This window comes from Arabiibacter massiliensis (assembly GCF_902386925.1).
In the GTDB taxonomy this organism is placed as follows: Bacteria; Actinomycetota; Coriobacteriia; order Coriobacteriales; family Eggerthellaceae; genus Arabiibacter; species Arabiibacter massiliensis.
Genome location: NZ_LR698996.1, coordinates 2,965,947 through 2,986,662, shown reverse-complemented (window position 1 = coordinate 2,986,662; position 20,716 = coordinate 2,965,947). Strand labels below are relative to the sequence as shown.

The 20,716-nt window shown below is 65.9% G+C and carries 13 protein-coding genes, 3 rRNA genes and 1 other annotated feature; all 16 genes read right to left on the bottom strand.

All coding sequences use genetic code 11. The features are described from left to right. Positions 1–2: 2 nt before the first annotated feature. The gene (locus FX134_RS12785) at positions 3–1,901 is read right to left on the bottom strand and encodes a YgiQ family radical SAM protein (RefSeq protein WP_087881579.1); all 1,899 of its coding nucleotides are present in this window, start codon (positions 1,899–1,901) and stop codon (positions 3–5) included. Between the two features lie 23 nt (positions 1,902–1,924). Next, on the bottom strand, positions 1,925–2,833 hold the full coding sequence (locus tag FX134_RS12780) for a DUF4013 domain-containing protein (protein WP_080802658.1): 909 nt from the start codon (positions 2,831–2,833) through the stop codon (positions 1,925–1,927). Between the two features lie 148 nt (positions 2,834–2,981). Then, positions 2,982–3,359 carry a 50S ribosomal protein L7/L12 gene (rplL, locus tag FX134_RS12775; protein ID WP_080802655.1) on the bottom strand — a complete coding sequence of 126 codons (378 nt, stop codon included), beginning with the start codon at positions 3,357–3,359 and terminating at the stop codon, positions 2,982–2,984. Between the two features lie 91 nt (positions 3,360–3,450). Next, positions 3,451–3,972, bottom strand: a complete 522-nt coding sequence (rplJ, locus tag FX134_RS12770) for a 50S ribosomal protein L10 (protein WP_080802652.1) — start codon at positions 3,970–3,972, stop codon at positions 3,451–3,453. Positions 3,973–4,028: 56 nt separating this feature from the next. After that, positions 4,029–4,170, bottom strand: a sequence feature (ribosomal protein L10 leader region). Positions 4,171–4,254: 84 nt separating this feature from the next. Next, the gene (locus FX134_RS12765) at positions 4,255–6,219 is read right to left on the bottom strand and encodes a putative periplasmic lipoprotein (protein WP_080802649.1); all 1,965 of its coding nucleotides are present in this window, start codon (positions 6,217–6,219) and stop codon (positions 4,255–4,257) included. Positions 6,220–6,315: 96 nt separating this feature from the next. Further along, positions 6,316–8,994, bottom strand: a complete 2,679-nt coding sequence (acnA, locus tag FX134_RS12760) for an aconitate hydratase AcnA (RefSeq protein WP_080802644.1) — start codon at positions 8,992–8,994, stop codon at positions 6,316–6,318. Positions 8,995–9,003: 9 nt separating this feature from the next. Continuing rightward, positions 9,004–10,101 (bottom strand): isocitrate/isopropylmalate dehydrogenase family protein, encoded by a 1,098-nt coding sequence (locus tag FX134_RS12755; protein WP_080802638.1) that lies wholly within the window; start codon positions 10,099–10,101, stop codon positions 9,004–9,006. Positions 10,102–10,153: 52 nt separating this feature from the next. After that, positions 10,154–10,762 carry a hypothetical protein gene (locus FX134_RS12750; protein ID WP_080802635.1) on the bottom strand — a complete coding sequence of 203 codons (609 nt, stop codon included), beginning with the start codon at positions 10,760–10,762 and terminating at the stop codon, positions 10,154–10,156. A 194-nt stretch (positions 10,763–10,956) separates the two neighbouring features. Continuing rightward, positions 10,957–11,071 (bottom strand): 5S ribosomal RNA (rrf, locus tag FX134_RS12745). Positions 11,072–11,196: 125 nt separating this feature from the next. Continuing rightward, positions 11,197–14,164, bottom strand: a 23S ribosomal RNA gene (locus FX134_RS12740). 298 nt (positions 14,165–14,462) lie between these two features. Beyond that, positions 14,463–15,970, bottom strand: a 16S ribosomal RNA gene (locus FX134_RS12735). The 16S, 23S and 5S rRNA genes sit together here, the layout of an rRNA operon. 526 nt (positions 15,971–16,496) lie before the next feature. After that, complete coding sequence (locus FX134_RS12730) at positions 16,497–17,360, bottom strand: anti-sigma-I factor RsgI family protein (RefSeq protein WP_080802633.1); 864 nt, start codon at positions 17,358–17,360, stop codon at positions 16,497–16,499. Next, positions 17,357–17,845: an RNA polymerase sigma factor gene (locus FX134_RS12725; protein WP_080802631.1), complete on the bottom strand. Its 489-nt coding sequence runs from the start codon at positions 17,843–17,845 to the stop codon at positions 17,357–17,359. The genes FX134_RS12730 and FX134_RS12725 overlap by 4 nt, the downstream gene beginning before the upstream one ends. 21 nt (positions 17,846–17,866) lie before the next feature. Further along, positions 17,867–18,421, bottom strand: coding sequence for a hypothetical protein (locus FX134_RS12720; protein WP_143412202.1), 555 nt, complete (start codon positions 18,419–18,421; stop codon positions 17,867–17,869). A 152-nt stretch (positions 18,422–18,573) separates the two neighbouring features. Next, entirely contained in the window at positions 18,574–19,785 is a 1,212-nt protein-coding gene (tyrS, locus tag FX134_RS12715) for a tyrosine--tRNA ligase (RefSeq protein WP_080802629.1), read from the bottom strand. Between the two features lie 111 nt (positions 19,786–19,896). Next, a complete protein-coding gene (locus FX134_RS14895) occupies positions 19,897–20,691 on the bottom strand; it encodes a U32 family peptidase (protein ID WP_232050952.1) in 795 nt (264 codons plus the stop codon). Positions 20,692–20,716: the final 25 nt, after the last annotated feature.

Here is a 20,716-nt window from a genome sequence, read left to right as displayed (position 1 = left end):
CGTCAATCCCGACGACGCGCCTTCGTTTTCCCCGAACGCCCCTTCGCGGGGCCCTTCGTCGGCGGCCTCCCCTTCGGACCCGCGCCCGCGCCGCCCTCCTTGGCCGGCCGCACGAGGCACTTCGGCCCGTACCCCACCAAGTCCATGCGGCCCGCCCGCCGCAGCGCCTCCAGCACGAGCGCGCGGTTCTTCGGGTCGCGGTACTGGATGAGCGCCCGCTGCAGCGCCTTCTCGTGCGGCGACTTCGGCACGTAGATGGGCTCCATGGTGCGCGGGTCGACGCCGGTTGCGTACATCGCGGTGGACATGCTGCCGGGCGTCGGGTAGAAATCCTGCACCTGCTCGGGGTTGTAGCCGAGGTCTCGGCAGTATTCGGCCAGCTCAACCGCCTCGTCCAGCGTCGAGCCCGGATGCGACGACATCAGGTAGGGCACGAGGAACTGCTTCTTGCCCAGCCGCTCGTTCACGCGCGCGTAGCGCTCGGCGAAGCGCGCGAACACCTGGTTGCGCGGCTTGCCCATCACGGCCAGCACGGCGTCCGACACGTGCTCGGGCGCTACCTTCAGCTGGCCCGACACATGGTGCTCGCACAGCTCGCGCAAGAACTCGTCGCCGTGCGCCTTGTCGGCCAGCACGTAGTCGAAGCGGATGCCCGAGCGCACGAACACCTTCTTCACGCCGGGCAGCTTCCGTAGGCGGCGCAGCAGCGCCAGGTAGTCCGCATGGTCGGCCTCCAGGCGCCGGCAGGGCTCGGGCGCGAGGCAGCGCTTCCCCGGGCACGCGCCGTGCTCCGCCTGCTTGGCGCAGGCGGGCGCGCGGAAGTTCGCCGTCGGGCCGCCCACGTCGTGGATGTAGCCCTTGAACTCGGGATCCTCCGTCACGAGCCGCGCCTCCTCCACGAGCGAGTCGTGGCTGCGCGCCTGCACGATGCGCCCCTGGTGGAACGTGAGCGCGCAGAACGAGCACTCGCCGAAGCAGCCGCGGTTGCTCGTCAGGCTGAACTTGACCTCTTTGATGGCCGGCACGCCGCCGGCACGCTCGTACTTCGGATGGTACGTGCGCATGAACGGCAGCCGGTACACCGCGTCCATCTCGGCCTGGGTAAGCGGGGCGGCCGGCGGGTTCTGCACGATGAACTCATGGTCGGAGTACGGCTCCACCAAACGCTTGCCGGTGAAGGGATCGCTGTTGGCGTACTGCACGGCGAAGCTGCGCGCGTAGGCCAGCCGGTCGGCCTGCAGCTCGGCGAACGAGGGCAGCTCCACGGCGTCGTAGACGTGCTCGAGCGAGCGGGCGCGGTACACGGTGCCGTCGATGAACGTGAGGTCCTCGATGGAGAGCCCCGCATCCAGCGCGTCGGCGATCTCCACGATGGAATGCTCCCCCATGCCGTAGCTCACCAGGTCGGCGCCCGAATCCAGCAGGATGGAGCGCTTGATCTTGTCCGACCAGTAGTCGTAGTGCGCAAGCCGCCGCAGGCTCGCCTCGATGCCGCCGAGCACGATGGGGGCATCCTTGAACGTGCGGCGGATCAGGTTCGAGTACACGACGGCCGCATGGTTCGGCCGCAGCCCCGCCTCGCCGCCGGGCGAGTACGCGTCGGTGCGGCGGCGCTTCTTGGCCACGGTGTAGTGGTTCACCATCGAGTCCATATTGCCGGCCGACACGAGGAACGCGAGCCGCGGCTCGCCGAACACGGCGACGCTCTCCGGGTCGTTCCAATCCGGCTGCGCGATCACGCCCACGCGGTAGCCGTGCGCCTCCAAAAGTCGCGTGATGATGGCAGCCCCGAACGAGGGATGGTCGACGTAGGCGTCCCCCGACACGTACGCGAAGTCGACGCGGTCCCAGCCGCGCGCCAGCATCTCCTCCCGGTCGGTGGGCAGAAACCCGTTCGCCACGCCCGCAGTTCCCCTTCCCACGATCAGCGCTGCACGGGCGGCTGGCCCGGCGGCGGAACCTGCCCGCCGTACATCCCGCCTGCCAGCTCGAAGGGCATCGGATCGTCCTGGCCGCGCCATGACGGCACGCCGAATTGGCGCGTCCAGTATCCCAGGGCGCGCGCAACCATGGCCAGCACGAACACCGACAGCGCCGTCATGAATGCGCCGTATACGGCGACGAGCGAGAACACGATCCCCATGACGGACATCGCCATCATCCAGACGCCCGCGCCCGAGTGGGATCCGCCGACATCGAGGTTGCCGCCCGTCACGATCATGCCCACGACGAGCCCCACGAACACGAGCACCATCACGAGCAGCCACGCCACCAGCCCCGCGCCGACAGCGAGAAGCACCGCCATGCCGAGGATGCGCAGAAGGCCTTGGAAATCATGGCGCATCATGGCCCAGATCCTGCCGAACTGCAGCCCCGGCGCCAGGCGGCCGTAGATGCTCGTGCGCATGGCCCCCACCCAGGAGAACAGGGTGGCCAGAAATATCGCAGCCATGATGAGCAGCGAGAACACCGGCGTCGCCAGGCCCAGCATCGACATGCCGTACCCGTGGTCCGACCAGAACGTGCCGAAGCCCGTCAGCATGCCCCACACCATCTCGAGCGCCCAGGGGATGAGCAGGCAGATGGTCGTGATCAGCAGGGCGAAGAACCCGCGGCTGTACAGCTTGCCGTCCTCGTTGCCGAAGATGCGCGCCGGCAGGGGCGAATGCGCGTCCCACGCGATGTCGCGCGCCCAGCCGAACAGGTAGCCGTACACCACGATCCATCCGAAGATGGGGATGAGGCTCACGAGCGCCAGGATGACGAGCTTGCCCAGCCAGCCGGGCGATCCCTTGATATCGTGCCAAGCGGCGGCGAAGTACCCTGATTGCATGACGACCTTCTTCTCCCGGTTCCTGTGCGTCCACTATATACGCATCCCGCCCGCCCCGCGCCGTTTCGTTGCCGACTCGTCAGGGTGACGTGAAAGGGCCCGCTGCATCCGCAGCGGGCCCCATGCGAAGTTCTTAAAGAACCGCGAGCTACTTGAGGGTGACGGCCGCGCCGGCTTCCTCGAGCTTGGCCTTGATCTCCTCGGCCTTGTCCTTGGCGACGCCCTCCTGGATGGCCTTCGGGGCGCTCTCCACGAGCTCCTTGGCCTCCTTCAGGCCCAGGCTCGTGATCTCGCGGACAACCTTGATGACGGCGATCTTGTTGTCGCCGAAGCCCTCGAGCACCACGTCGAAGTCGGTCTTCTCCTCGGCAGCGGCGCCACCCTCGGCAGGGGCGGCAGCGGCGACGGCCACGGGGGCGGCGGCGGACACGCCGAACGTCTCCTCGATATCCTTCACGAGCTCAGACGCCTCGAGCAGGGACATCTCCTTCAGGGCCTCGATGATCTCTTCGCGGGTAACAGCCATGTTCGTTTCCTTTCAAAGCGGCCGGGGTCTCATCCCAACCTGTTCCTGTTTTCGTTTTCATGCGGCATATCTCATGCCGCGGCGCTGCGGTTTAAGCAGCTTCCTTCTGCTCGGCCACGGCCTTCGTAGCCTGGGCAAGGCCTCTCGGCACGCCGTTGAGGGCGACAGCCAGGCCGCGAGCGACACCGGAGATGGCGCCGGCGATCTGGGCGATGAGCTCCTCGCGCGACGGCAGCGACGCGATGGCCTCCACCTCGGCGGCGGAAACCTGCGAGCCTTCCATCAGGCCGCCCTTGATCTCGAGGTTCTGGTTGGTCTTCGCGAACGTCTTCACGGCCTTCGCGGCAGCGGCGACGTCCTCGCCGGCGAACACGAACGCGCTGGGGCCTTCCAGGATCTCGTCGAGCGTCGGCAGCTCGGACTCCTCGAGCGCGATGTGCATGAGGGTGTTCTTGTACACCTTCAGCGACGCGCCCGCCTCGCGAATATCGTTGCGCAGGTTCTGGATCTCCTTCACCGTCAGGCCGCAGTAGTCCACGACCCACACGGCCGACACGCCGGCCAGATCCTCCTTGATCTTGGCAAGCGTCTCTTGGTTCTTCATGTTGGGCATTTGGTACACCTCCTTTTTCTCAAACTCGGGTTCCGCCCCCTCGTCTGGGATCGTCGCCTGAGAAAAGGAAACGACCCCCGCAGTCCAAGGACAGCGGGGGTCGTCTAAGCGCGAACTTAACAACCACCTCGGCGGGCCGCATCGCTGCGATTAAACCTCATCGGTACCTGCTGTCTTGGGCAGCGGAACTAACTTGCGTCAAACGCCGCCTCTTCCGAAACAGCCTTTACAGTTTAGTGCCGCCGCGCCTGTTGTCAACCGTCTCGCTCAAGAAAACACGCGTTACGCGGCGTTTCCGGCGGCATCGCCCGTCGAATCGGCCGCCTTCGCCGCCTCTTCGGGCGTCGCCTTCGCATCGGCCGACGTCGCGCCGTCGGGGCCCTCCTTCGCCGCGCCGGCCGCCGGAGCCGGCCCCGACAGGATCTCCTGCACGGGGTTCGTCGGCTCGGCCTCCACGTACGTGAACGAGATGGGATCGCCCTCGCGGTATCCGACGATCTCGATGAGGCCCGGCAGCGCGAAGTCGTAGATGCCGCCCGTCTCGGAGAGCGTCACGTAGAAGTGCGAGTTGCCCTCCACCACCGCCTGCGCGATGCTGCGGATCGTGCCCTGCTGCTCGAGCATGCCCACCGGCTCGGAGCCCTCGGCGGCCACGCCGTTGGTGGCCAGAAGCGCCTGGTAGTTCTTCTGGCACTCGGCCACCGTGTTGCCGATGGCCACGTTCTGGTAGCGCTGGATGTCGATCATGGCGAACTGCTTCACCAGGCCCGCGTCGTCTTTCAGGGCCATGAAGTACGTCGGCTGGTTCGACACGTTGATGAGCAGCGGGAACGTGGCCTGGTAGCGCAGGTTCTGCACCTGGCCCTCGGCCGACTGCATGGCCGAGGCCTCGGTGGCGCCGGCCACCGGGTAGAAGTGCGACTCGGCCGTGCGCTGGTTGATGAGCACGAAGCCCACGATGGAGTTGTCCGCCGTGGCCGAGGTCACGCCCGTGTACACCCACACGTCGTCGTCCTTGGCGATGTAGTTGTACCCCAGGTTGCCGTCGGTGCCCGGCGTGGTCTGCACCACGTTGCGCTGCCCGAACACGCTGTTCAGCCAGCCGTCCTTGTACTTGCCCGACCAGTTGTACTGCTCCAGCAGAAGCTCGGTGGGATAGGCGTGGTCAACCCACTGCGGCACGTCCTCGATGGCCAGGTCCTGCGTCTCGCCCGTAGTGGCGTCCACCATCACCACGCGCTGGATGGTGGTGCCGCCGAATAGGCCGATGGTGCGCGACTGCACGGGGCAGATCCACCACGGATGCCCCTCGTCGTCCACCTCGAACGACTTCTGATCGAACATGTAGAACGGGTAGGACAGCTGCACGTGGCGGTCGATGTTGCGCACGAGCGGCTCGGACTCCGAATAGTGGATGGGGCTGTCGCCCAGCTTCACGATCTCGGCGTCCTGCGTGGTCATGTTCACCATCGCGTACGCCGGGATGCCCGCCTCGCGGTTCGTGAACCACTTGAACAGGTCGGCGTAGCCGAGCGGGCTCACGCGCACCGGAGCACTCTGGTAGTTGATCTGGCTGTACAGCGGCGAGATCTCGAACTGGCTCACGAACTCGGGGATCGATCCCATCTCGCGGTTGCCCAGCAGGATGGCCGAGCTGCGGTCGATGACGGGGATCTCGGAGTAGTTCACCTCTTTGATGTCCTCGGCGAAGTTGTCCTCGGTGGTCTGCAGGACGTTGGCGTACTTCTCGGCGTTGCCCGGGAAGATGGACAGCGACATGAGCGCACCGATCACGCCGAGCACGGCCACGGCCACCGGCACGTAGCTCGCGAACTTGAACGCCTTGGCCTTGCCGGCGTTGGGCTCGACCTTGTCCGTGCCCTCCTTGTAGCTGTGCGAGCGGCTCCAGAATACGAGGAACAACGGCAGCAGGATGAAGACGGCCACGAACATCCAGGTGTCGGTGGAGTGGATGTTGATGGGCGGATGGAACCACCAGTACGCCGCCAAGCCGACGACGATGATGACGATGGCGGCCACGATGAGGGCCTTCTTGCCCCATGCCGCCATGCGGTCGGCGAAGGGGATCTCCACGTTCACGTGCGGCGGCTGCTCTCCGCCCCCGCCGCCCTGACGGCCCGCGCCGTCGTGCGGCGCCTCGCGATCGGCGTCGAACCGACCGTCCACGTTGACCCCTGACTGTTTGAGCGCTTCGATCAGCGCATCGAATCCGGATGTCTGTTTCACGGCATCCCTTCCCAAGCGTGCCAATAGTTAAAGTACCCAGTATACGGCAAAGCGCCCGGCTGCTCATCGCAACCGGGCGCCGACGTTACCTCTTCTTTACAAAAGGCCTCGCAGCACGTACGGCAAAATGCCGCCGTGGCGGTAGTACGCGCCTTCCGTGGGGGTGTCCACGCGCACCACGGCCTTGAACGCCACGGTCGAGCCGTCGGCGCGCTCCGCAGTCACGTCCACCTCGCGCGGCTCGGGCAGCCCCGCCGAGAAGTCGATGGGCGCCACCGTGTAGCGCTCGGATCCATCGAGCCCGAGCGTCTCGGCGCTCTCGCCCTCGGCGAACTGCAGCGGCAGGATGCCCATGCCGATGAGGTTGGAGCGATGGATGCGCTCGAAGCTCTCCGCGAACGCAGCGCGAATGCCCAGCAGCGCCGGGCCCTTCGCCGCCCAGTCGCGCGATGAGCCGCTGCCGTACATCTTGCCGGCCACCACCACCAGCGGCACGCCCGCGGCCCCGTAGCCCATGGCCGCGTCGAACAGCGGCCGCACCTCGCCCGTGAGGAAGTCGCGCGTCCAGCCGCCCTTCTTCCCCTCGGCCAGCAGGTTTTGCAGCTTCACGTTGGCGAAGGTGCCGCGCATCATCACTTCGTGGTTGCCGCGACGCGCGCCGTAGGTGTTGAAGTCGGATGGCGCCACGCCGCGCTCCTCCAGATAGCGCGCCGCCGGGGAGTCCGCCGCGATGGAGCCAGCCGGCGAGATGTGGTCGGTGGTGATGAAGTCGCCGAGGCGCGCGAGCGCGCGGGCGCCCTCCACCGGCGCGGGCGCGATGGGCTCGCGCTCCATGCCGTCGAAGTACGGCGCGCGGCGCACGTAGGTGGACGCATCGTCCCAGGCGAACGTGTCGGTGGGCTCGCTGCCGAGCGCCTGCCACGCGGCGTCGCCGTCGTAGAGCCCGCGCGAGCCCTCCGCGTACAGCTCCTCGTTCACGCAGGAGGCCACGAGCGCGTCGATCTCGGCGTCGGTCGGCCAGATGTCGGCCAGATGCACCGGCTCGCCATTCGCATCCGTGCCCAACGCGTCGTGCGTCAGATCCACGTCCATCGTACCCGCCAGCGCGTAGGCCACCACCGTGGCCGGCGCGGCCAGGTAGTTCTGCGACACGTCGGGCGAGATGCGCCCCTCGAAGTTGCGGTTGCCGGAAAGCACGCTCGCCAACTCGATGTCGTCGGCCACGTCGTGCAGCGCGCCCGCGATGGGGCCCGAGTTTCCGATGCAGCTCATGCAGCCGAACCCGCAGGTGTAGAAGCCCAGTTGGCGCAGGCCGTCCAGAAGCCCCGCACGCTCGAGCAGAAGCTCGGTGGCCTTGCTGCCCGGCGCGAGGACGGTCTTCACCCACGGCTTGGGAGAGAGCCCTGCCGCCGCGGCCTTCTTGGCCACCAGGCCGCAGGCCAGCATCATGCGCGGGTCGGTGGCCGTGGTGCAGCTGGTCACCGCCGCGATGGCGAGCGCCCCGTGCGAAAGCGCGTGCGCCTCGCCGCCCAGCTCCACGTCCACCGTCTTCGCGCGGTCGAGCCCGCGCTCGTCGCACACGGCGCGGAAGCGCTCCTGCGCGCCAGCAAGCGGGATGCGGTCATGCGGGCGCGACGGGCCGGCAAGCGAGCGCTCCACCGTACCCAGATCGAGCTCGATCACCTCGGCGTACGTGCGCGCCGGCGCCTCCGGGTCGTGCCAGAAGCCCTGGGCCTTCGCGTACGCCTCCACGAGCGCCACCTGCTCGGCCGAACGCCCGGTCAGACGCAGGTAGGCGAGCGTCGCCTCGTCCACCGGGAACAGCGTGCACGTGCTGCCGTACTCCGGCGTCATGTTGGAGATGCAGGCGCGCTGCGTGGCGTTCAGGCTGGCGAGCCCCGGCCCGAAGCACTCCACGAACGAGCCCACCACGCCCTTCGCGCGCAGCATCTGCGCGAACGTGAGCGCCACGTCCATGGCCGCCACTCCCTCGGCCAGCTCGCCGGTCAGGCGCACGCCCACCACGCGCGGCACGAGCGTGGTGATGGGCTGCCCGAGCGCCGCGGCCTCGGCCTCGATGCCGCCCACGCCCCAGCCCAGAACGCCGATGCCGTTGGCCGTGGGCGTGTGGCTGTCGGTGCCCACGAGCGTGTCGAAGTACGCCACGGGCCGCTCGCCCTCGGCGCGCTCCACGCCCGCCGCGTCGGAGGTCATCGCCACGTGGGCGAACTCCTCGATGTTCAGCTGGTGGCAGATGCCCGCCCCCGGCGGCACGATGCGCACGTTGTCGAAGGACTGCTGCGCCCACTTCAGAAAGTCGTAGCGCTCGCGGTTGCGCGAGAATTCCAGCTCCATGTTGCGCGCGAGCGCGCCGGCGCATCCCGCCTCGTCGGCGATGACCGAGTGGTCGATCACCAGATCGCACGGTATCTGCGGGTTGATCTTGGCCGGGTCGCCGCCGAGCTCGGCACACGCCTCGCGCATCACCGCGAAGTCCACGAACACCGGCACGCCCGTGAAGTCCTGGAACAGCACGCGCGCCGGCGAGAACTCTATCTCGCTGCCCACCTCGCCCGCGTTGCCGGCCTTCACGATGCGCGCCGCCAGCTCCTCGGCCGCCGCTTCGTCGGCCACGTTGCGCAGCACGTTCTCCAACAGCACCGTCAGCGCGTAGGGCAGCGTATCGGACCCCGCCACCGTCGAGACGGGATAATAGGTATAGGCCTTGCCGCCCACCTCGAGCATGTCGGCGAAACGGCTCTCTTCGTTCGTCATCGATACCCCCTAGTTCGTCTTCTCAAGTTCAGCCACAAGCGCGTCGGTGAACGCCGTGCAGCTCGCCGCAGGCGCCGTCGATCCCGTGGCCCTGCGGATGTCGCCCGTCAAACGTGAGCCGTCGGCGTACACGGCACGCACGGCGCGGCGGATGCGCGCGGCGGCCTCAGGCTCCCCCACATGGTCGAGCATCATGGCCGCCGACAGGATCTGCGCCGTCGGATTCGCCTTGTCCTGCCCGGCGATGTCCGGCGCCGAGCCGTGCACGGCCTCGAACACCGCATGCTCCTCGCCGATGTTCGCGCCCGGCGCGATGCCGAGCCCGCCCACGAGGCCGGCCGCCAAATCGCTCGAGATGTCGCCGTACAGGTTCGGGAACACCACGACGTCGAACTGGGCCGGATCGACCACCATGTTCATGCAGAACGCGTCGACGATGCGGTCGTCGAAGCCGACGCGCCCCTCGTACTCCTGGGCGACCTCCCGCGCGACGCGTAGGAACAGGCCGTCGGAGTGCTTCATGATATTCGCCTTGTGCACCGCCGTCACCTTCGATCGGCCGTGCTTCACCGCGTAGTCGAATGCGAAGCGCGCGATGCGCCGCGACCCGGTGATCGACACCGGCTTGATGGAGATGCCCGAGTCGGGGCGCATGGTCCCCGCGCCTTCCGCCTCGCAGAACTCGATGAGCTTGCGCGCGGCCTCCGAGCCCTCGGCGAACTCGATGCCCGCGTACAGATCCTCGGAATTCTCGCGCACGATGACGAGGTCGACATCGTCGTAGCGCCCTCCCGCCCCCGGCAGCGAGATCACGGGGCGCAGGCATGCGTACAGGTCGAGCTGCTGGCGAAGCGCCACGTTCACGCTGCGAAAGCCCGTGCCCACCGGCGTGGTGATGGGGCCCTTGATGGCCACCTTCGTGCGCCTGACCGCCTCGACCGTCGATTCCGGCAGCGGCGTCCCCTGCTCCTCGATGCAGGCGGCTCCGGCCTCGGCCACCACCCAGTCGATGTCGGCGCCCGCGGCAGCGACGACGCGCTGCATGGCAGCGGACGTCTCGATGCCGATGCCGTCGCCGGGAATGAGCGTCACGGTATGCTGTGCCATGCTCCTCCTTCTACCGAAAAAGCGGGCCCGAGGCCCGCGATTCGCTTCCCTTTTACTGCGCCTGCACGTTGTCGAGGATCTGCTGGGCGCGCCGCTTGAGCGCTCCCCTCCCGTTCGAGGCATCGAACGCCATGCGCGCGGCCAGCTCGCTCTTCACCCGAGGCGCCAGCTTCCCCGTGGAGAAATCCACGACCGCTGCCAGCATGTCCTGGAATTCGAGGTCGCCGTGATAGCATTGGATGCCCTCGTCGATGAGAGGCCAGGTCCGCTCGGAGCGGTTCTCGGTCGTCGAGCCCAGCTTGCAGAGGAAGCGCATGGCGGCGAGGCGCACCGGGCCGCTCTCCTCGTCGAAGAGCGCCGTCTCGGCACCGGGAATCGCCTTGTCGCAGGCACGCGAGTCGCTCTCGACGAGCGCGGTCAGGATATCGAGGCATTCCCACCGCGTCTGCGCCTCGGGGCGGTTGAGCGCGTCGATGACGGCAGATGCCTGAGGCACCAGCAGCTCGGGATGGTCTTTCGCGAGGAAGGCGAGCGCGGATGCGGCATTCTGGCGATCGCGCCTCGACGGCCCCGAGAGGGCATCCACCAGCTCCTTGAACTTGCGCTCGTTGCCGAACGCCTCTTCGGCAACGCCCCGTGCTCCCTGCGTCTTCTCGCTCACCAGACCGTTCCTCCGTACTCATGTGGGGAAATGCAGAAAATCTGCTGGGATTATTATACCCTTCGCCCCAGACGCCCCCATGAAGCGCCGCAGAATCAACATGAGGGCCCGAAAGCCCCCTAAACGCGCGAAAGGCCCCCGGGCTCTCTCGAGCCGGGGGCCTCCCTGGCGTTGCATGTAGAAAACGCCCTCCGCGAGCGCGACGCCCTATCCTCCCACGGACTGACTCCGCAGTACTTTCGGCGATGGCGGGCTTAACTTCCGGGTTCGGAATGGGACCGGGTGATCCCCGCCTCCATGGTCGCGCTCGCGGGGGGCGTTCCCCCGCGGCCTCTCTGGGCCGCTCGGGCGGATGCGGGTCCCCCCGCGCCACCCTGGCGGTTGCACAGCGCTTCGACGAGCGATCGCGACGGACCGATATGTAAAAGAATGAATCCAAGAAGAGCTCGGGCTATTAGTACCGCTCGGCTGAGGCGATCGCTCGCCTTGCACCTGCGGCCTATCGACCAGGTGTTCTGCCTGGGCCCTTACCAAAAAGAGGACTCATCTTGGAGACGGCTTCCCACTTAGATGCTTTCAGCGGTTATCCGTGCCGGACGTAGCTAGGCAGCCGTGCCGTTGGTCGACAACTGCTGCACCAGAGGTCCGTCCACCCCGGTCCTCTCGTACTAGGGGCAGACCTCCTCAATCCTCTTGCGCCTGCGGAGGATAGGGACCGAACTGTCTCACGACGTTCTGAACCCAGCTCGCGTACCGCTTTAAATGGCGAACAGCCATACCCTTGGGACCGACTTCAGCCCCAGGATGCGATGAGCCGACATCGAGGTGCCAAACCTTGCCGTCGATGTGGACTCTTGGGCAAGATCAGCCTGTTATCCCCGGAGTACCTTTTATCCGTTGAGCGACGGCCATTCCACTCTGAGCCGCCGGATCACTAGAACCGACTTTCGTCTCTGCTCGGCTTGTGGGCCTCGCAGTCAAGCCCGCTTACACTCTTGCGCTCTCGGGACGATTGCCAACCGTCCTGAGCGGACCTTTGCGCGCCTCCGTTACGTTTTGGGAGGTGAGCGCCCCAGTCAAGCTACCCGCCTGACACGGTCCTCCCGCCGGATCACGGCCGGGAGTTAGATCGCCGGAACGAGGAGCGCGGTATTCCAAGGCCGGCTCCACGGGAACTCGCGCGCCCGCTTCGAGGCCCCCTGCCTATCCTCTACGCGCCGAGCCAACGATCAATGTCAAGCTGCAGTAAAGGTTCACGGGGTCTTTCCGTCCTTCCGCAGGTAATTCGCATCTTCACGAATAATACAATTTCACCGGGTCCATGGTTGAGACAGCGCCCAAATCGTTACGCCATTCGTGCAGGTCGGAACTTACCCGACAAGGAATTTCGCTACCTTAGGACCGTTATAGTTACGGCCGCCGTTTACCGGGGCTTAGTTTCAGAGCTTCGCGTTTCCGCTGACCCATCCACGTAACCTTCCGGCACCGGGCAGGCGTCAGACCCTATACTTCGCCTTGCGGCTTGGCAGAGTCCTGTGTTTTTGATAAACAGTCGCTTGGGCCGTTTCGCTGCGACCCCCGGCCGCTCCGGACGCGAGGTCCTTCACCGCCAGGGGCACTCCTTCTCCCGAAGTTACGGAGTCAATATGCCGAGTTCCTTAACCATGGTTCTCCCGATCGCCTCGGTATGCTCTACCCGCCCACCTGTGTCGGTTTTGGTACGGGCGCCGATGTCGCTCCCTAGAGGTTTTTCTCGGAAGCATGGGCTCGACGGCTTCGGCTGATGCCTTCGTCTCGCGTCTCGGGCTTATGTGCGGAGCTGATTTCCATGCTCCGCGCCCTACGCGCTTTCACGGGGACGTCCAGAACCCCGCCCGTCTACCCTTCTCCGTCACCCCGTCGGTGATGACGCTCCATCGGCGGTACAGGAATGTCCGCCTGTTGTGCATCGGCTACGCCTCTCGGCCTCGCCTTAGCTCCCGACTGACCCTGGGAGGATTAGCCTTGCCCAGGAACCCTTAGGCTTACGGCGGCGGCGTTTCTCGCGCCGCTCTCGTTACTCATGCCAGCATTCTCACTTCCCCGCGCTCCACGGTCGGTCGCCCTTCCGCTTCGCCGCGAGGGGAAAGCTCCCCTACCACTAGAAATCTAGTCCGCCGCTTCGGTACCATGCTTAGCCCCGTGAATTGTCGGCGCATGTCCACTTGACCAGTGAGCTGTTACGCACTCTTTAAATGCATGGCTGCTTCTAAGCCAACATCCTGGTTGTCTAGGCAAACGCACATCCTTTGCCACTCAGCATGGATTTAGGGACCTTAGCGGGCGGTCTGGGCTGTTTCCCTTTCGAGCACACAGCTTAGCCCACATGCTCTGACTCCCGGACTCTGATCCGACGGCATTCGGAGTTTGGTTCGCGTCGGTAGGCGGTGAAGCCCCCTCGACGATCCAGTGCTCTACCGCCGTCGGAGAACGTCCGAGGCTAGCCCTAAAGCTATTTCGGGGAGAACGAGATATCTCCGGGTTTGATTGGCCTTTCACCCCTATCCACGGGTCATCCCCTCCGTTTTCAACCGAAGTGGGTTCGGCCCTCCACGGGGTCTTACCCCCGCTTCAGCCTGCCCATGGATAGCTCACCCGGCTTCGCGTCTGCGGCAAGCGACTCATTCGCCATCTTAAAGGCTCGCTTTCACTGCGGCTCGGTTCAAACCTTAACCTCGCCGCTTACCGCAACTCGCTGGCTCATTCTACAAAAGGCACGCCGTCACCCCGCTGGGGGGCTCCGACTGCTTGTAGGCGCACGGTTTCAGGTACTGTTTCACTCCCCTCTCGGGGTGCTTTTCACCTTTCCCTCACGGTACTGGTTCGCTATCGGTCACAGGAGAGTGTTCAGCCTTGGAGGGTGGTCCCCCCTGCTTCGCACCGGGTTTCACGTGCCCGGCGCTACTCGGGTGCCGTCCTCGGGGTCCGCGCGGTTCAACGTACGGGGCTCTCACCCTGTTCCGCCGGCCTTCCCAGGCCGTTCCGCTACCGCGCGGATTTGTAACCCCGTCCATGGTCTGAGGCCCATGGAGGAGACGGTCCCACAACCCCTCATGCAGCAACGCCCTCAAGCTTACACATGCATGGGTTTGGGCTGGTGCGCTTTCGCTCGCCGCTACTCGCGCAATCTCGGTTGATTTCTCTTCCTCCGGGTACTTAGATGTTTCAGTTCCCCGGGTTGCCTCCTCGCATCCTATTCTATTCAGATGCGGGTGACTGGGCATGACCCCAGCCGGGTTCCCCCATTCGGAGACCTGCGGATCAAAGGGTGTTTGCCCCTCCCCGCAGCTTATCGCAGCTTGCCGCGTCCTTCGTCGACTTCCTGTGCCAAGGCATCCGCCGTGCGCCCTTAACATCTTCTTGGACAGATGTTCTCGGGTATATCCATATCGATGATATCGCGATCGTTTCAGATGCCCCCTCCCCCGAAGGGGAGGGGAGATAGATCTGTTTTCTCGTTGATAACGCTATGCAACTGTCAAGGTGCGCGGCGGGGCGCCTATGCGCCCGCGCCCGGGGCGGGAGCCCCGGGAGCCGGATGCTGAGAGAGCAAGCAGGCCAAGCCTGCCGATGTCGACGGCGGCTTTTCATAAGAATTGGTCTTCTTCCAGGCGAGGGAGCTTCTCGCTCGACCTCGTCGGACACTCATGTGTCTCCCTAGAAAGGAGGTGATCCAGCCGCACCTTCCGGTACGGCTACCTTGTTACGACTTCACCCCCCTTACCCTCCACACCTTCGACGCCTCCGCCCCTTGCGGGTTCGGCCGGCGGCTTCGGGTGCAGACGACTCGGGTGGTGTGACGGGCGGTGTGTACAAGGCCCGGGAACGTATTCACCGCGGCATGCTGATCCGCGATTACTAGCAACTCCGACTTCACGGAGGCGGGTTGCAGCCTCCGATCCGAACTGGGGCCGGCTTTGAGGGATTCGCTTCCTGTCGCCAGGTCGCAGCCCGTTGTACCGGCCATTGTAGCACGTGTGCAGCCCAGGGCATAAAGGGCATGATGACTTGACGTCGTCCCCACCTTCCTCCGGCTTGACGCCGGCAGTCTCCTGTGAGTCCCCAACCTAATGCTGGCAACACAGGACAGGGGTTGCGCTCGTTGCGGGACTTAACCCAACATCTCACGACACGAGCTGACGACAGCCATGCACCACCTGCGCTGGCTCCTCTCGGCCACGGCGTTTCCGCCGCTTCACCAGCATGTCAAGCCCTGGTAAGGTTCTTCGCGTTGCTTCGAATTAAGCCACATGCTCCGCTGCTTGTGCGGGCCCCCGTCAATTCCTTTGAGTTTTAGCCTTGCGGCCGTACTCCCCAGGCGGGATGCTTAATGCGTTAGCTGCGGCACGGAGGGTGCATCCCCCCACACCTAGCATCCATCGTTTACGGCTGGGACTACCAGGGTATCTAATCCTGTTCGCTCCCCCAGCTTTCGCGCCTCAGCGTCAGTTGCGGCCCAGAGGACTGCCTTCGCCATCGGTGTTCTTCCCGATATCTGCGCATTCCACCGCTACACCGGGAATTCCATCCTCCTCTACCGAACTCGAGCCCCCCAGTTCGGAACCCGGCTCCGGGTTGAGCCCGGAGGTTAGAGGTTCCGCTTGAGGGGCCGCCTACGCGCTCTTTACGCCCAATGAATCCGGATAACGCTCGCTCCCTACGTATTACCGCGGCTGCTGGCACGTAGTTAGCCGGAGCTTCTTCTGCAGGTACCGTCGCTATCTTCCCTGCTGAAAGCGGTTTACAACCCGAAGGCCTTCATCCCGCACGCGGCGTTGCTGCGTCAGGGTTGCCCCCATTGCGCAAAATTCCCCACTGCTGCCTCCCGTAGGAGTCTGGGCCGTATCTCAGTCCCAATGTGGCCGGTCGGTCTCTCAACCCGGCTACCCGTCGTCAGCACGGTGGGCCGCTACCCCGCCGTCTACCTGATGGGCCGCGACCCCATCCCCTACCGCCTGGGCTTTCCCGGGCGCCCCATGCGGGGCTCCCGGAGCATCCGGTATTAGCCTCGGTTTCCCAAGGTTGTCCCGGAGTAAGGGGCAGGTTGGTCACGTGTTACTCACCCGTTCGCCACTCTATGTCCATCCGAAGATGGTTTAATCGTTCGACTTGCATGTGTTAGGCACGCCGCCAGCGTTCATCCTGAGCCAGGATCAAACTCTCCGTTGAAAGAGATGCGGCATCTCTGCCGCGCCTGATCTTGGTTTTCCCGCCGGCCGCCGCATACCCTTCAGGTGGGCGCGGCCCCGGCGGATCCGTCATCGAAATCGACGTCTCGCTTGGCTTATTCCTTGCTTCTCAGTATCCGGTTCTCAAGGTTCCCGCGGGGCCCCTCGGGGCCCCTCCGCGGCCGGCCGGAGCCGAACGCGCAAGGAGATATATTACCCTTCCGTTCCCCCGCCGTCAAGAACTTTTTTCAGATTCTTGGAAGGTTTTTTCGGAAGGCTTTCGTCTTCCGCGTCCACTTCTCAGGGAATCGCTTCCCTTTTCGCGAGGTACGGGCCGCGCTCTCCTCAAACGCGGGTTTTGTATATTACCCGTAAGGTGGACGGAGCGCAAGAGTCAATTTTGGAAAAGGACGATCTTTTTTGTCATGAGCCGCGAATGCCCTGGTCGCGCCCTTTATGGGGCGGCGAGTTGTGAAGAGGTGCACGCAGTTGGCCCGCGCGCACCGTAAGAAGCGGGTAAGGCGGGGCTACTGCATGCCGCGCCCGCGACCCGCGCCGTGGCCCTCGCCATGGCCTCGGCCGGAGCCGTGCCCCGCTCCGGCTCCTCCCCCGGATCCCTGCCCGAACGACGGCTCGCCGGAAGCGGCGGCGATGCGGTCGCGCAGCTCGCGCATGGACATCGTTTCGCATTCCTCGAGCGTCACCTCGGGATCGAGCTCCATGAGCTCGAGGGCGGCGCGATAGCGTCCGACGCCCATGCCGGCGGCGTTGGCGGCCTGCCACGTCTCCTCGTCCACCGCATGGCACGACCCGCGGCACGGAAGCTGCTTGAGGCAAGCGTCGCTCTGGGAACGGAGTTCCTCGGCCTGGCGCTCGTCGTCCGACGCCACGTTGATCTCGACGAAGGAACCCTCCTGCGCGTAGGGGGCGAAGGCATCGCTTTGGGTGAGAGCGGCGAGCGCCTCGGCGTACCCGAGGCCCTCGAGGCTCACGCCCTCGAGAAGGGCGCGGCCGTCGTCGTTGAGCGCGCGCGTCTCCACGACGAGGCCGAAGCGGTTCACGCAGAGCTCGACGGAAGGGTTGACGTCGATGCCCACGTACGCCGTGGGCTGCGCGTACGCGGTGAAGCCGCCGATCCCGAGGGCCGCGACGACGAGGCACGCCGCTGCGGCCGCGACCGCCTTCCTGAACGTGAAGGCGCGAAACGCGCCCGAACGGCGGCGGGCGGGATGCTCGGATGCGGCGGGCGGGACGGGCTCTGCCGATTCCTGGGCGGCGGATTCGAGCTGGGCCGCGCGGCAGGCGAGGTAGGCGAGCGTCTCGCGCTTCACCGACTCGGGGGCGACCACCTCGTCGAAGGCCTGGCAGACGCGCTGTTCGAGATCGGTCATGACAGGGCCTCCTTCAGCTGCTTCTTGCCGCGCGCGAGCCATGAGTACACGGTGTTGACGGGTGCCTCCACCATGTCGGCTATCTCGACGGCGCTGTATCCTTCATATAAAGAGAGGTAGAGCGGGGTGCGCGGGGGATCGTCGAGCGCGCGCATGGCGTCGACGACCTCGCTCGAAAAAGACGCCGGCTGGGCTTCCGGGTCGCTTGAGGCGAGGCGCTCGCATCCCGCCTCGTCGAGGGGAGCCGCCTTGCGCGAGGAGGCCTTCAGCATGTCCTTGCACACGTTCGCCGTCACGCGGATGAGCCACGCCTTGCGGTGCTCGTCGTCGTTGAACGTCGTGGAGTCGGCGAGCGCGTACTTGAGGAAGGCATCCTGGAACGCGTCCTGCGCGTCGGCGTGGGAGCGGAAGTACAGTGCGCAGACGCGCCAGACGGCATCTGCGCACCGCTCCATCGTCTCTTCGATATCCTCCGCCGCCCGCATGTTCCCCTCGAAGTCCGGTGATCAGCGGTTCATGCAGCCGTGGCCGCGCCCGTGTCCGTGGCCCATGCCGTTGCCGTTGCCGTATCCGTTGCCCTGCCCGTAGCCGTTGCCGCTGCCGTAGTTGTCGCACACGCCGTTGCCGTCGGCATCCACGTAACCGGGGCACGATCCCGAGGCGTTGCCGCACGCGTCGCACACGCCGTTGCCGTCGGCATCCACGTAACCGGCGCAGCCCTGGCCGCTGCCGTTGCCCGCACCGTTGCCCTGGCCCTGGCCGTAGTTGTCGCACACGCCGTCGTTGTCGGCGTCCACGTAGCCCTGGCCCTGGCCGCCGGGGCAGGCGCCGTTCTCGTAGGAGTCGCACACGCCGTTGCCGTCGGCATCCACGTAGCCGATGCACGCGCCTGCAGCGGCCTTCGCGTACGCGGCCGTCGTATCGCCCACCATTTCCTGCACGCGCGCGCCGTCCATCTGCGGCCCGAAGCTCGAGGAGCCCGCAGCGAACGCGAGCGCCGGCACGGCGACAAGCGCGAGCACCGAGGCAAGCGCGATGGCGATGTACTTCTTCTTCTTCATGGTGGTCCTCCTAGGATCCGTTCGTTTGCTCTTTCACCTTGAACACGAGCGAGCGGGGCGGATCCTTGCAACGATTTCAAAAACTTTTCGATTCGAGCCCGGAAAGGCGTCAGGCGACCCTGCGCGGGCCGCCTGACGGATGCGGCCCGACGTTACACGAGCCTCACGAACTTGCGCTTGCCCACTTGGAGCGTGGCACCTGCGAGCAGCGCCGGATCCACGTTGTAGGACTTCGCGGGAAGCGCCTCGCCGTTCACCTTCACACCACCGCCGTCGATGAGGCGGCGCGCCTCGCCGGCGCTTCCGGCCAGACCCGCGTCGGCGATGAGCTTGGCGAGGTACACCTTGCCCTCGTCGTTGGGCGTGAGGTCGGCCTTGAAGTCGGGGATGTCGCTGGGCGCGGCGTGCTCTTTGAACACGCGGTCGAACTCGGCCTCCGCCGCGGCTGCGGCGGCGTCGCCGTGGTAGGCGGCCACGATGTTTCGCGCCAACGCCCGCTTCACCTTGTTGGGATGCAGCTCGTCGGCGGCCAAGCCGTTCTCGATGGCGTCGATCTCGTCCACCGACAGCGTGGAGGCCAGGCGGTGGTACTTCACCATGAGCTCATCGGGGATGGACATGACCTTGCCGAACATGTCGGCCGGCTCGTCGGTGAGGCCGATGTAGTTGCCGTAGCTCTTCGACATCTTCTGCACGCCGTCGGTGCCTTCGAGCAGGGGAAGCGTGAGGCACACCTGCGGCTCCATGCCCATCTTCTCCATGAGCTCGCGACCGGCCAGCAGGTTGAACAGCTGGTCGGTGCCGCCCAACTCCACGTCGGCCTTGATGACCACCGAGTCGTAGGCCTGCATGACCGGGTAGAGGAACTCGTGCAGGCTGATGGACTGGTTGTTGGCGTAGCGGTTGTGGAAGTCGTCGCGCTCGAGGATGCGGGCCACGGTGAAGTTGCTGGCCACCTTCAGCAGCCCCTCCATGTTGAGGGACAGCAGCCATTCCGAGTTGTAGCGCAGCGTGGTCTTGGCGGGATCGAGGATCTTGAAGGCCTGGTCGACGTAGGTCTGCGCGTTCGCCTTGATCTGCTCGCTCGTGAGCTGCGGGCGCGTTGAGTTGCGGCCGGACGGGTCGCCGATGAGCGCGGTGCCGTCGCCGATGATGAGCGTGACGCCGTGGCCGAGGTCCTGGAACTGGCGCAGCTTGCGCAGCGGCACGGCATGCCCGAGGTGAATGTCGGGGGCCGTGGGGTCCACGCCGAGCTTGATGTTCAGGGGCTCGCCGCGCTTGAGCTTCTCGAGGAGGGCGGCCTCGGGCACGATCTGCGCCGCGCCGGAGGCGATGGTGTGCAGTTGTTCTTCAGGGGACAGCATCGATCTCTCTTTCCTTACTATATATAGTGTAGGGAATTCTACCATAGGAGGCTGTGGCGTGACGGCGTGACGCCCCCTTCGTGACAGAGGGACGGGGTAATTGCCACGCGCTCACTGCACGCCGCGGTAGAGGTGGCCGCTGGTGGTGCCGGGGGTCTTCGCGATGGCGTTGCCGTCGGCGTGGGCGACGTTGCGCGCGCGGACGGCGCGCCGCACGGCCTCGGTCGTCTCCTCCACGTTCATGAGCGTGGTGTCCACCATGAGCATGGTCACGCCGGCGTGCACGAGGTCGGGCATCGCGTGGGCCACGTCGAGCTGCACGCCGTTGTACAGGTGGCTGCGGCCCAGGGCGTCGGTGACGACGGGGAACTCGTAGTCCTTGCGGTCGCGCAGGTAATGCGGGCTCTTGCGGCGCGGGCACGCATCGCAGTTCTCGTCGCAGGGGCCCTGGCTCATAAGCAGGCAGTGCTCGGTGACCATGAGCTCCTGCGCGCCGATGATGGTAAGGCCGAGCTCGACCGGGGAATCCTCGGCGAGGTCGGCGATCTGGCCCAAGGTGAGCTCGGGCGAGAGCCACACGCGCGTCGCGCCCAGCTCGGCTGCAGCCGCGAGGGCGAGCGGATTCGTCACGGGCACATGCGGGCCGAGCTCCGCTTCGCAGCCCATCTCGGCCGCGCGCGCGAGCGCTCCGAGGTTCTCGACGAGCACGGGCTTGCCGGGTCTGACGAAGCGCCACGGATCGAAGTCGAGCGCCTCCTCGCGCGTGCCGGGCACCGGGTCGTGCTCGATCGTGGGCAGCGCGATGACCGCCTGCTTGGGATAGCCGGCCTGCTCGGCGGTGGACGTGCGCTGGCCCGCGATGACGGCCTCGCCCCGCTTGTAGTTGAGCGCGGGCACGTAGATCACGTCCGCCCCGGCGCGCTTCGCGGCG